Source organism: Ruegeria sp. CDSB113 (genome assembly GCF_059611045.1).
The window spans coordinates 152,522-164,631 of sequence record NZ_JBXWOU010000004.1 but is presented as its reverse complement, the minus strand read 5'-3'; the positions used below and the strand labels follow the sequence as shown (position 1 = coordinate 164,631).

The following is a 12,110-nucleotide window of genomic DNA, read 5'->3' as shown; positions in this document are numbered from 1 at the left end:
GCGGGGTTGCCCTGTTTTAAGGTTTATCTGCTCTTAAGACAGGACAATCACATACTAAGATTCGGTGAACAAGAGGGATCAGCCTCAGCTCAGGGCCAGAAAGAGTTCCGGCAGGACGTAGCTTCGCAGTGAAATGATGATGATCAACACGACCAAAGGCGTGAGATCGATGCCGCCAAGATCGGGCAGCACTTTGCGAATAGGGCGATAAATCGGCTCCAGGATCCGATTCAATCCGTACCAAATCTGGGCAACGAATTGTTGATGAAGGTTCAGAACCTGAAAGTTGATCAGCCAGCTCATTATGACCTGAATCAAGACGAACCAATAGGCGATGCTCAATACCAAGTCGATCGGGCCGAAAATTGCCATCATATTCGTATACTCCAAGTCACGTTTCGCGAGAGGTAGTAGCTAGCGCGGCAAAGAGCAAGTGTGCGCTAACAGAACCCTTGCGAATTAGACCAAAGCCCCGTCTTATGAAGACAACGATAAACAGGGGCAGTCATGGCAGAAATTTCCAAGCGCAAGCGCATTTGGGGTTGGTGGTTTTTCGACTGGGCCAGTCAACCGTATCACACCTTGCTGGTTACATTTGTCTTTGGTCCCTACTTTGCCGGAGTTGCGGCAGAGTATTATCTGACGTCCGGTCTGGGTGCCGACGCAGCCGATGCGCGGGCGCAGACGGTGTGGGCGAATTGCATGACCATTATTGGGCTGATCATCGCCTTTGGCGCGCCGTTGATGGGGGCCATGGCGGATGTTTCGGGTCGCCGAATGCCATGGATTTTCGCGTTTTCGGTGATGTATGCGGTGGGGTCCGCCGCGCTTTGGTACACGATGCCCGACGGGTCGAATATGTGGCTGATGTTGTCGGCCTTTGGTTTGGGCTTTGTTGGCGCGGAATACGCGCTGATCTTCATCAATTCGCAGCTGCCCGATTTGGGGGACGAAAATGAGGTTGGTGAGATTTCGGGGTCAGGATTTGCCTTTGGCTATTTTGGTGGGCTGATCTCACTTGCGATCATGCTGGCGCTGTTCGTCGAGCAGGCCAACGGCAAGACCCTGATCGGGATGGATCCGCTGTTTGGGCTGGATGCCTCAATGCAGCAGGGCACGCGTTTCGTGGGGCCATTCACGGCGGTTTGGTTCGTTCTGTTCATGATCCCCTATTTCCTTTGGGTCCGGGATGATGCGCCGACCGACAAAAAAGGTAATGTGGGCGACGCGCTGCGCCTGTTGGTCAAGTCGATTTCCAATCTGCGCCACCGGGTCAGCCTGGCCACCTACCTTGGATCATCTATGTTCTATCGTGACGCGTTGAACGGGCTTTACACCTTTGGCGGTGTTTATGCGCGACTGGTGCTGGAATGGGACCTGATCAAGATCGGAGTCTTTGGTATCGTCAGCGTTCTGGCTGCGGCTGCGTTTTCGTGGGTCGGCGGTAAACTGGACAAGAAATACGGCCCTAAACCGGTGATTTTGGTGGCCATCTGGGTGCTGATCTTTGTGTGCATCACCATCGTGTCGATGGACCGCACACAGATCTTTGGCATGTCTTTACCCGAAGGGTCCGGCCTGCCTGATCTGGTGTTCTTTGGCTGCGGGGTTCTGATCGGCGGTATGGGCGGTATTCTGCAATCCGCCAGCCGTTCGATGATGGTGCGTCACACCGACCCAAAAGCCCCGGTCGAGAGCTTTGGACTTTATGGTTTGTCGGGGCGTGCCACAGCCTTTGCCGCCCCCTTACTGATCGGAATAGCCACAACTGTAACCGGCAGTGCCAGACTGGGGGTGTCACCCATCGTTCTGTTGTTTATTCTGGGACTAATACTGATGCGCTGGGTGAAACCGGAAGGGGATCAGAGTAGATGATTTTATTACGTTTTTTGACGATACTGGCCGCGATGGTTCTGACGAACACTGCTACAGCGCAGCCTCTGGCAAAGCAGTTGTTCGGGGCGCAGAAAGCAAGTTCGCAGCAAAAATCCGCAGCCTTCGGCAGTTATTCGCGTGGATGCGCTGCAGGGTCGGTGCAATTGCCCGAAACGGGACCGACATGGCAGGCGATGCGGCTGTCACGCAATCGCAATTGGGGGCATCCTGAGGCGATCGATTATGTGCAGGATCTCAGCAAGTTCGCGGCCAAGCAGCCCGGGTGGAACGGGCTTTACGTCGGCGATATCAGTCAGCCGCGCGGTGGGCCGATGACATCCGGGCACCGCAGCCATCAGCTGGGTCTGGACATCGATATCTGGATGCTGCCCGGCGACAACATGCGCTTAAGCCGCAAGGCGCGTGAGAATATCTCGTCAATTTCCCTGCGCCGGTCGAATGGCGCGTTTGTCAACGGTAACTGGACGCAACAACACCATGCCGTGCTGCGCCAGGCCGCAAAGGACAAGCGTGTTGCGCGTATTTTCGTCTTTCCCGGTGCCAAGGTGGAAATGTGCAAAAACGAGAAGGGCAATCGTGCCTATTTGCGCAAGATCAGGCCCTGGTGGGGTCATCATTATCATTTCCACGTGCGCCTGAAATGCCCACGCGGTTCTAAAGGTTGCGTTAATCAAGATTCCCCGCCAAAAGGGGATGGCTGTGCCGAAGCGCAGCAATGGGTGAACAATATCCTTAACCCACCCCCGCCCGACCCTAATGCCCCAGCGCCCAAGAAACGGCGTGAATACCGATTGGCCGATCTGCCTCAGCAATGCACACAAGTTCTGCAATCCAACTGATCGTCGCGATAATGCTGGCCGGGGCGGCTTGGGCAGTTGATCACAATACGTCCAGCCATCTGAGCAGTTTCACATGGCGTCACCCGGCCGAATGGTTTGGCGGATTCTCTGCCATCCACATCTCGGATGATGGCCGCCATTTGATGGGAATGACCGATCGGTCGACGCTGATCACCGCGCGGGTCGAGCGCAATGATGACGAAATTTCGGATATTCATATCACCGGAAACTGGCCTCTCATTTCCAGCCGGGGGCGCCCCCTGATCGGAGGTGCCGGGGATTCCGAAGGCATAGCCATTGCGCCCGATGGCGGTCTTTATGTCTCGTTCGAAAACACGCACCGCGTGGCATATTACCCCGCGCCAGGGACCAAAGCGCAGGTACTGCCGCGGCCCAAGGCGTTCGATGACTTTGAGCTCAACGGCTCGCTCGAGGCGTTGGCCATTGATCAACGTGGTCACCTTCTCACTATGCCCGAGGAAAACCGAACGGCGACAGGTGACATCCCCGTCTATCGATGGGACGGTCAGGCGTGGTCGACGCCTTTTGTTTTGCCGCAACGGGGAAAATACCTTCCAGTTTCAGCAGATTTTGGACCGGATGGCAGGTTTTACGTTTTGGAACGAGATGTAGGCTGGACCGGGTTCCGTTCACGTCTGCGGCGCTGGCAGTTGGATGGCGACATCCCACGTGCCGAAGAGGTTCTGTTCCAAACGGAGACCGGTGCACATGACAACCTCGAAGGATTATCTGTATGGCGCGATGATCAGGGCCGATTGCGGGCTACGATGGTGTCCGATGACAATTTTCTGGCGCTTCAGCGCACCGAACTGGTCGAGTATGCCTTGCCCGATTGACTCGCTTAAAGCAAAGGTCTAGAAGCGCGGCTTGCCTTGGGACGGTCCCTTGGCCAAGTCGCCGCTACCTTGTCAAAACGGGCATCTGAAAATGCAACGCGCTTATATTCCCGGCATCATTGCCATGGCTGCCATTGTTGTGGCCTCGAACATTCTGGTCCAGTTTCTTCTGCTGGACGGCCTCCTGACTTGGGGTGCCTTTACCTTCCCTGTGGCCTTTCTGGTCACGGACATCATGAACCGTGTCTACGGCGTGCAGGCTGCCCGCAAGGTGGTATTCGCCGGTTTCGTCACCGGTATCATCTGCTCGCTGATCGGCACGCAGATCATTCTGCAGGGTGACGGATTCACCTATGCCGCCGTACCGTTGCGGGTCGCGGTTGCGTCGGGTACCGGTTTCCTGATCGCTCAGCTGACTGATGTTGCGGTGTTCAACAAACTGCGCGGCGGTCGCTGGTGGCGTGCGCCGCTGGCCTCGACTCTGGTTGGGTCTGCGCTGGATACGGCACTGTTCTTCACCATCGCCTTCTCGGCCTCTGTCACAATCTTTGGTGCCGATGCCGACGCGGCAATCAGCTGGGCATGGGAACCCGTTCCCTTCATGCTGACCGGCCCGATGGCTCCCCTATGGGTATCGCTGGCCTTTGCGGATTGGCTGGTAAAACTGTCGCTGGCCCTGATCGCATTGATCCCATTCAAAGTGATCGTGGCGCGGCTGACGGCGCAGCCCGCGTAAAAAAACGCTTTGCGTTTCGCGCAACTCGTGGCACGATTTCGGGTAACGGAAACAGATTGAAAGGAGGTGATCCAATGTCGAGAAAGGGATTGGAGAGAGGTGTTGGAACAACCGGGGGGATCGCCTGTTAAGGCAGCCCTTGGCGGAGCGCTCGCTCCGGCTGGTCGATTGATCTAACCGACCCAACCTCCTGAGCTTTCGAAGGGCCGTCCCATGCGGGGCGGCCCTTTTTGTTTTCGGATCAGGCCTGTAAGGTCAGCCTCATGTTGCGCATCACCGACGATATCACCCTGCAAGACTGGGAAATGACCGAGAGCTTTGTTCGCTCATCCGGTCCCGGCGGGCAGAACGTCAACAAGGTGTCCACTGCCGTCGAATTGCGGTTCGAGGCGGCGCGCTCACCTTCGTTGCCTGATCCCGTCAAATCGCGGCTCAAGCGACTGGCGGGGCGACGCTGGACCAAAGAGGGCGCGATCATCATTCAATGCGACGAAACCCGCAGTCAGGCGCGCAACCGCGAAATAGCGCGCAACCGGCTGGCCGAGTTGATCACCCGCGCTATGGTTAAACCCAAGCGCCGTATCGCCACCAAACCCACCTATGGTTCGGTCAAGCGACGTCTGGCTTCCAAAAAGGCACGCTCAGACGTTAAAGCCCTGCGCGGCAAGATACCCGAAGATTGATCTGGTATCTTTGCGGCGCATCGCTACTCTGATTTTGCGCAGCTGCAAAAGGACAAGATCATGAGGTTAGAGGGAAAAACCGCAATCGTGACCGGTAGCGCATCAGGCTTTGGTGCCGGGATCGCGCGGAAATTCCTGTCTGAAGGTGCCCGCGTCATGATCGCCGATATCAACGGTGATGCGGCCGAAGTTCAGGCCAATCAATTGGGCCCGAACGCCTTTGCCCATCAGGTCGATCTGGCCAACGGCGCATCGGTTGAGGCGATGGCAGACGCAGCCTTTGATCGACTGGGGCATCTCGATATCCTAGTCAACAACGCCGGCGTCACCCACCTTCCCACCCCGCTGGAGGATGTGAGCGAAGAGGATTTCGACCGTGTTTTCAACGTGAACATGAAATCTGTCTATCTAACGGCCCGTGCATTGGTTCCGCATATGAAATCGCGTGGTACTGGTGCAATCCTGAACGTGGCCTCGACCGCTGGCCTGTCGCCGCGCCCAAATCTCAACTGGTACAACGCCTCCAAGGGTTGGATGATCACCGCGACCAAGACCATGGCGGTCGAACTGGCCCCATCGGGTGTCCGGGTAAACGCCATCTGCCCGGTTGCAGGGGAAACGCCCCTGCTCAAGTCCTTTATGGGCGAGGATACGCCCGAGATTCGCGCCAAGTTCCTGTCGACCATCCCGCTGGGCCGTTTCTCAACCCCAGAGGATATGGCCAACGCCGCCTGTTTCTTATGTTCCGACGAGGCCAGCATGATCACCGGCACAGCTTTGGAGGTCGACGGTGGCCGCTGCATCTGATCCGCTCTTCATCTGGCAAGAAATATCCCCGCCGGAGGCAGCGCGCCTGCGCGCTCTTCTGCTCTTACATCTGACAAAGCAATGACCCCCGGACCCCGAAACCTGATCACCGATGTCCCCGGCCTTTTGGTTGGAAACGCTCAGGATGACGCGCTCAAATCCGGCGCAACCGTTCTGACGTCACCCGAACCCTTCACGGCCTCCGTTCACGTGATGGGTGGTGCGCCAGGCACGCGGGAAACCGACTTGCTGGCACCTGACAAATCTGTGTCGCGCGTGGATGCCATCGTTCTATCCGGTGGCTCGGCCTTTGGCCTGGACGCCTGTTCCGGAGTAGCTGACGCGCTTAGGGCGCAACATCGCGGGTTTGAGGTTGGCAGTGTCGTCGTTCCCATCGTTCCGGGGGCGATCCTGTTTGACCTGCTTAACGGCGGTGACAAAGCCTGGGCCGAGAACCCCTATCGCGCGCTGGGGCACCGCGCATTCGAGGGAGCGTCCGATCAGTTCGATCTGGGTACTGCTGGCGCAGGTACTGGTGCGTTGGCTGCCATGCAAAAGGGTGGGCTCGGATCCGCCTCGATTGTGATGGAAAACGGCGTCACGGTTGGCGCATTGGTTGCCGCCAATCCGCTAGGCAGTGTCACCACGCCCGGTGACCGTCATTTTTGGGCCGCTCCGTTTGAAATCGGCGACGAATTCGGCGGTTTAGGGCCTGATTCCAACACAGGTCTTGGTCGTATCATGACCAGTCTTAAGGTCAAAGCAATGCGATCCGCCCAGCCGGACAAGACCAACACCACCATCGCAATTGTTGCCACTGACGCGGTGCTGTCCAAGCCGCAATGCCATAGATTGGCGGTGGCCGCCCATGACGGGATCGCGCGGGCGATTGTTCCCGCGCACACACCAGGCGATGGCGATCTGGTGTTCGGCGTCAGCACAGGCAATCACGACCTTCCAGAGGCTGAACTGGGACTCCTTGGCCACGTGGCTTCGATCTGTCTGGCGCGGGCGATTGCGCGGGCCGTATATCTTGCCTCGCCAGCGCCGGGGGATCTTTTACCCTGTTGGTCCGCACTACATGACTTAAGTTAAGGACGGCCTATATGCCGCAGTGGCACAGTGCCCTCGCGCGGCAATCTGCGCGTTGACTCTTTTTTGCGCCGACGGTCCATTCGGTGCAGCCAATTCGTATCGGAGCAAAAGCTATGAATCGCATCCTCGCGACCGCAATCGTCGGCCTTCTGGCCCTTCCCGCATATGCCGAAGGAGACGCCGAAGCCGGAAAGAAAACCTTCAACAAGTGTAAATCCTGTCATCAGATTGCCGATCCTGAGGGTGAAGTCATCGTAAAGGGCGGTAAAACCGGTCCGAACCTTTATGGGGTTGCAGGCCGGACCGCAGGCACCGTTGAAGAGTTCAAATATGGCGACAGCATCGTTGCCGCTGGTGAAAACGGTCTGGTCTGGGACGAAACGACATTCGTTGAATATGCAAAGGATCCCAAGGCGTTTCTGAAAGGTTATCTGGGTGAAACTTCGGCCAAATCCAAGATGACTTTCAAGCTGAAGAAGGGTGCCGAGGATGTTTACGCCTATATCGTAAGCGTTTCTGGCGAATAAAGCCGCAGACCAAACACCGTTTGAGGTTACGAAAGGCCGCAGCCCCTGCGGCCTTTCGTGCGCTTGATAACCGCGTTGAACAGCGCCAATTTGAAAGCGCGCGGTATTTCATGCGTTGCACGCATAAATTCGCAGAGCCAAGCCGACCCGGTGGCAGCCAATTTCGAATTTCCGGCCCTTCGGGTGGATCGGCAGCAGGAGACGACAGATGGGAATCATGATCCCGGCCTGGGTTGATGGGGAGTTGACCCCAGTGGACAAGCTTGAGGCGCATGAAAAAGGCCTGCGGCACAAGGCGGTGTCGGTCTTTGTTGTGCGCGGGACCGAAATTTTGATGCAGCGTCGGGCTTTGGGAAAATATCACACCCCTGGTCTGTGGGCGAATACCTGCTGCACCCACCCCGACTGGGGCGAGACACCGTCTGTCTGTGCAGTGCGCCGGCTGCGTGAAGAATTGGGAATTACCGGGCTTTACCCGGAATACCGTCACCGGCTGGAGTATCATGCCGATGTCGGCAACAACATGATCGAGCATGAAGTGGTCGACATCTTTCTGGCCCATGTGCGCGGCCCGCTGAAGATTGAGCCCAACCCGGAAGAGGTCATGGAAATTCGCTGGGTCGATTACCACGATCTTCTGGCCGAGGTGCAGCGTTACCCCGAGCGATTTACACCGTGGCTCAAGATCTATTTGCACAATCACGCCGACACTATTTTCGGACCTGATCTGATTATCTCGGCCACCTCCTGACGGCTACGCCTTGCAAGGGCCGCCCAAGCCGCATAGATCAACGCGTCATGGCTAAGCAAAAGACAGACCCGAATTACAAAGTCATCGCCGAAAACCGGCGCGCACGCTTCGATTACGCAATCGAGGACGATCTTGAGTGCGGCATCATGCTGGAAGGGTCCGAGGTCAAATCCCTGCGCGTAGGTGGGACGAACATCGCCGAAAGCTATGCCTCAGTCGATGATGGTGAGCTGTGGCTGGTCAACAGCTATATCGCCCCCTATGAGCAAGCCAAATCGTTCAAGCACGAGGAACGCCGCCGGCGCAAACTGCTGGTGTCACGTAAGGAATTGTCGAACCTGTGGAACGCGACCCAGCGCAAAGGCATGACGCTGGTGCCGCTGGTTTTGTATTTCAACCACAAGGGCAAGGCCAAGATCAAAATCGGTATCGCCAAGGGTAAGAAGAACCATGACAAGCGCGAAACCCAGGCCAAGCGTGACTGGTCACGACAAAAGCAGCGGTTGATGAAGGATCATAGCTGACCCTTCATACCTCTCAGAACGCCATCGCAGCTGATACCGCACGTTTCCAGCGGTCATAGGCGGCATCACGCTCTTCGGCGGACAGTTCGGGTTCAAACCGACGATCCAGCGCCCAGGTTTCAGAAAATCCCTGTTGGTCCGGGTAAACCCCAGCGCGCATTCCAGCCAGCCAGGCCGCGCCCAACGCTGTGGTTTCCTGCATGACTGGTCGGTCGACTTCCGCACCGAGGTAATCCGACAACCCCTGCATCGCCCAGTCCGAGGCGCTCGCACCGCCGTCCACGCGCAGAGTGACCTCGGTCGCGGCGCCCCAATCGCCCTGCATGGCGTGCCACAGGTCGCGTGTTTGGTAGGCAATGCTTTCCAAGGTGGCCCGTGCAAATTCGGCGCGACCCGAGTTGCGGGTCAGGCCGAACACCGCACCCCGGCAGTCTGGTTTCCAATACGGTGCGCCGAGGCCGGTAAAGGCGGGCACCAGCACGACATGCTGGTTCGGGTCTGCCTTTTGGGCCAGCTCGCCACTTTCCGGGGCGTTCTCGATGATCTGCAACGCGTCGCGCAGCCATTGCACCGCTGCACCGGCCACAAAGATTGACCCTTCCAGCGCATAGGTCCGTTTACCGTCCAATTGATAGGCGATGGTGGTCAACAGGCGGTTCTTCGACTCGACCGGCTTATCCCCTGTGTTCAGAAGAGCAAAACAACCGGTGCCATAAGTGGATTTCATCATGCCGGGTTGGAAGCAGGCCTGACCGATGGTGGCGGCCTGTTGATCACCGGCCACGCCCAAAATTGGAATATTTCCCCCAAATAGGGTCGTATCTCCAAAATCCGAGGCGCAATCATGCACCTGGGGTAACATGTTCATCGGCACGTCCAGCAGATCACAGATCTCGGCGCTCCATTCACCCTTGTGGATGTCGAACAAAAGCGTGCGCGCCGCGTTGGTGGCATCTGTGGCGTGGCTGCGCCCTTCGGTCAGGCGCCAGATCAGAAAGCTGTCGATGGTGCCGAACATCAGCTCTCCAGCCTCGGCCCGGTCCCGCGCACCCGGCACGGTGTCCAGCAACCATTTAACTTTGGTACCCGAGAAATAGGGGTCCAGCAGCAGCCCGGTCTGGGCGGTCACGTCATCCTCGCACCCGGCCTGCTTGTAGCGCGCGCAGATCTCGGCGGTACGGCGGTCCTGCCAGACGATCGCGTTGTGGATTGGCGCGCCAGTAGCGCGGTCCCAAACTACTGTTGTTTCGCGCTGGTTGGTGATGCCGATGCCCGCGATCTGATCAGAGGTTACCCCGACGCTATCCATAACTTCGCGGCAAACGCGCAGAACACTGTTCCAGATTTCCTCGGCGTCGTGTTCGACCCAGCCTTCCTGCGGGAAGTGCTGAGTGAATTCGTGCTGCGCGGTGCCTGCGCGCTGCATCTCTGCGTCGAACAGAATTGCCCGCGATGATGTGGTGCCCTGATCAATGGCAAGAATGTAGGTCACGCCTGCGCCCCCCGTCGTTTGGTTTTGCGGGACTTTAGCGCAAACAATGACGAACGTGCCAGTGTGTTCAGACAGGAATATTGTCGATCAGCCGCACACCATCCGCCCAAGCTGCTGCGAACAGGCGGGCAGGCCGGTTTGCGTGGGTTATTGGGTCCAGCGTTTCGGCACACCGCAGTTGAATATATTCCACCTGCGTGAAGCCCGCGGCCAGCAGATCGATCTCGGCCTGTGCAGCCAAAGGGTCAAACGGCGCGCCGTCTTTCAGGGCGGCTGCCAATTCCCCCATGATCCGGTATTTGTGGGCGGCAATATCCAGCCCCTCGGACGACAGTCGCAGGTTGCGCGATGACATGGCCAGACCCGAGGGCTCGCGCACCGTGGGGCATCCAACAACCTCTGTGGGTATGTCCAGATCGCGGGCCATTCGGGTCACGATCATCAGTTGCTGATAGTCTTTTTCCCCAAAATAGGCTCTATCCGCGTGCGTTTGCAGGAACAGTTTGGCCACGACCGTGGCAACGCCGTCGAAATGTCCGGGACGGAATTCACCTTCCATCACATCGGTCAGGCCCGCGACGGAAACTGTGGTGGCAAAGCCCTGCGGGTAAATTTCTTCGGGTTCCGGCACGTAGATCGCGTCAACGCCGTATGGGGCCAATTTCTGCGCATCCTCGTTCTCGGTGCGCGGGTACTTTGCCAGATCCTCGGGGTTGTTGAACTGTTTGGGGTTCACAAAGATCGTGACGATCACCCGGTCACAACCTGCCTTTGCGGCCTCGACCAGCGACAGATGCCCCTGATGCAGCGCGCCCATGGTCGGAACCACGCCGACCTCTTCACCCTTCCGCTTCCATTCCGAAGTCAAGGCACGCAGGTCGGCCAGACGGCGAAAGATTGGGGCGGTCATGTCTTTGGTCCTTTGGTCGGGGCCTGATCGGAAAAGACGTGTTCGTCCGCCGGGAAGGTTCGTGCGCGCACCTCTGTGGCATATTCTGCAATGGCGGCTTCGGCCAATGGACCAAGCTCAGCATAGCGTTTGACGAATTTCGGTTTGAAGGCGGTGAAAAAGCCAACCAAGTCGTCGACAACCAGAATCTGACCGTCGCACCCCGCCGAGGCTCCGATTCCGATTGTTGGGATCGCGATCTCAGCCGTGATCTGATCGGCCAATTTCTGCGGTACTTTTTCAAGAACGACCGAGAACGCGCCCGCCTCGGCCACAGCGCGTGCATCGGCCAGTACAGCCTCGGCCTGTTCGGCGCGACCTTGAACCTTGTAGCCGCCAAGTGTGTTGATCGATTGCGGCGTCAGGCCAATATGCGCCATCACTGGAATCCCGCGCTTGACCAGAAAGCGGATGGTCTCGGCCATCTCGACGCCGCCTTCCAACTTAACTGCGCCCGCGCTGGTTTCGGACATCAGCCGGGCGGCGTTCCGGAATGCCTCGGCAGGCGAATGCTCGTAACTGGCAAAGGGCATGTCGATGACCATCATCGCGCTTTCCAAACCGCGCGCGACGGCCTGACCATGCATCACCATCATCTCCATCGTCACACCCAGCGTCGATTCCAGCCCGTGCAACACCATGCCGACGCTGTCGCCCACCAAAACGAAATCACAATGATCATCCATCAACCGCGCCATCGGCGTGGTGTAGGCTGTCAGACTGACCAGCGGCTCGCCGCCTTTGCGGGCGCGGATATCCTGTGCATTCGGGGCTTTTTTGCGGGCGGTGGCGCTCATTGTCGCTCCTCCGGTTGTCATGTTGCAGCGCGGCATAACAGATGGGAGCGGGCTATAGAAACCCCGGTTGCGCGAACATTTCCTTGAATGACCTAAGGTTTAAAGAGAAGTTGGGTGCAGTACGGCCCAAAAAATCGCAGGTTTCCATTTTCAGTGG

At 57.8% G+C, this 12,110-nt stretch carries 14 protein-coding genes; 10 read left to right on the top strand and 4 right to left on the bottom strand.

The features are described 5' to 3' along the window. Nucleotides 1-84 precede the first annotated feature (84 nt). Entirely contained in the window at nt 85-375 is a 291-nt protein-coding gene (locus AC2FIS_RS09730) for a YggT family protein (protein ID WP_108860000.1), read from the bottom strand. Nucleotides 376-507: 132 nt separating this feature from the next. On the opposite strand from AC2FIS_RS09730, the gene AC2FIS_RS09725 reads away from it, so the two are divergent. From AC2FIS_RS09725 to smpB, 10 genes are all read left to right on the top strand, one after another. Continuing rightward, the gene (locus AC2FIS_RS09725) at nt 508-1,875 is read left to right on the top strand and encodes an MFS transporter (protein ID WP_496773098.1); all 1,368 of its coding nucleotides are present in this window, start codon (nt 508-510) and stop codon (nt 1,873-1,875) included. Beyond that, entirely contained in the window at nt 1,872-2,735 is an 864-nt protein-coding gene (gene mepA, locus AC2FIS_RS09720; RefSeq protein ID WP_496773097.1) for a penicillin-insensitive murein endopeptidase, read from the top strand. The genes AC2FIS_RS09725 and mepA overlap by 4 nt, the downstream gene beginning before the upstream one ends. Beyond that, nucleotides 2,708-3,592: an esterase-like activity of phytase family protein gene (locus AC2FIS_RS09715; RefSeq protein ID WP_496773095.1), complete on the top strand. Its 885-nt coding sequence runs from the start codon at nt 2,708-2,710 to the stop codon at nt 3,590-3,592. The genes mepA and AC2FIS_RS09715 overlap by 28 nt, the downstream gene beginning before the upstream one ends. Nucleotides 3,593-3,683: 91 nt before the next feature. Further along, nucleotides 3,684-4,328, top strand: a complete 645-nt coding sequence (locus AC2FIS_RS09710) for a queuosine precursor transporter (protein ID WP_496773094.1) — start codon at nt 3,684-3,686, stop codon at nt 4,326-4,328. A 263-nt stretch (nt 4,329-4,591) separates the two neighbouring features. Continuing rightward, nucleotides 4,592-5,011, top strand: coding sequence for an alternative ribosome rescue aminoacyl-tRNA hydrolase ArfB (arfB, locus tag AC2FIS_RS09705; RefSeq protein WP_058272882.1), 420 nt, complete (start codon nt 4,592-4,594; stop codon nt 5,009-5,011). 60 nt (nt 5,012-5,071) lie between these two features. Further along, on the top strand, nt 5,072-5,818 hold the full coding sequence (locus AC2FIS_RS09700; protein ID WP_058279346.1) for an SDR family oxidoreductase: 747 nt from the start codon (nt 5,072-5,074) through the stop codon (nt 5,816-5,818). Nucleotides 5,819-5,899: 81 nt separating this feature from the next. Then, complete coding sequence (locus tag AC2FIS_RS09695) at nt 5,900-6,913, top strand: P1 family peptidase (RefSeq protein WP_496773093.1); 1,014 nt, start codon at nt 5,900-5,902, stop codon at nt 6,911-6,913. A gap of 113 nt (nt 6,914-7,026) precedes the next feature. After that, the gene (locus tag AC2FIS_RS09690; protein ID WP_496773091.1) at nt 7,027-7,440 is read left to right on the top strand and encodes a c-type cytochrome; all 414 of its coding nucleotides are present in this window, start codon (nt 7,027-7,029) and stop codon (nt 7,438-7,440) included. Nucleotides 7,441-7,648: 208 nt separating this feature from the next. Then, the gene (idi, locus tag AC2FIS_RS09685; protein WP_058272886.1) at nt 7,649-8,191 is read left to right on the top strand and encodes an isopentenyl-diphosphate Delta-isomerase; all 543 of its coding nucleotides are present in this window, start codon (nt 7,649-7,651) and stop codon (nt 8,189-8,191) included. 47 nt (nt 8,192-8,238) lie between these two features. Next, nucleotides 8,239-8,715: an SsrA-binding protein SmpB gene (gene smpB / locus AC2FIS_RS09680; RefSeq protein ID WP_058272887.1), complete on the top strand. Its 477-nt coding sequence runs from the start codon at nt 8,239-8,241 to the stop codon at nt 8,713-8,715. A gap of 13 nt (nt 8,716-8,728) precedes the next feature. On the opposite strand, the gene glpK is transcribed toward smpB, so the two are convergent. The 3 genes from glpK to panB form a co-directional block, all read right to left on the bottom strand. Beyond that, the gene (gene glpK, locus AC2FIS_RS09675) at nt 8,729-10,207 is read right to left on the bottom strand and encodes a glycerol kinase GlpK (protein ID WP_496773090.1); all 1,479 of its coding nucleotides are present in this window, start codon (nt 10,205-10,207) and stop codon (nt 8,729-8,731) included. Between the two features lie 67 nt (nt 10,208-10,274). Beyond that, complete coding sequence (gene panC, locus AC2FIS_RS09670; protein ID WP_496773089.1) at nt 10,275-11,117, bottom strand: pantoate--beta-alanine ligase; 843 nt, start codon at nt 11,115-11,117, stop codon at nt 10,275-10,277. Next, nucleotides 11,114-11,953 (bottom strand): 3-methyl-2-oxobutanoate hydroxymethyltransferase, encoded by an 840-nt coding sequence (panB, locus tag AC2FIS_RS09665; RefSeq protein ID WP_496773087.1) that lies wholly within the window; start codon nt 11,951-11,953, stop codon nt 11,114-11,116. The genes panC and panB overlap by 4 nt, the downstream gene beginning before the upstream one ends. Nucleotides 11,954-12,110 lie beyond the last annotated feature (157 nt).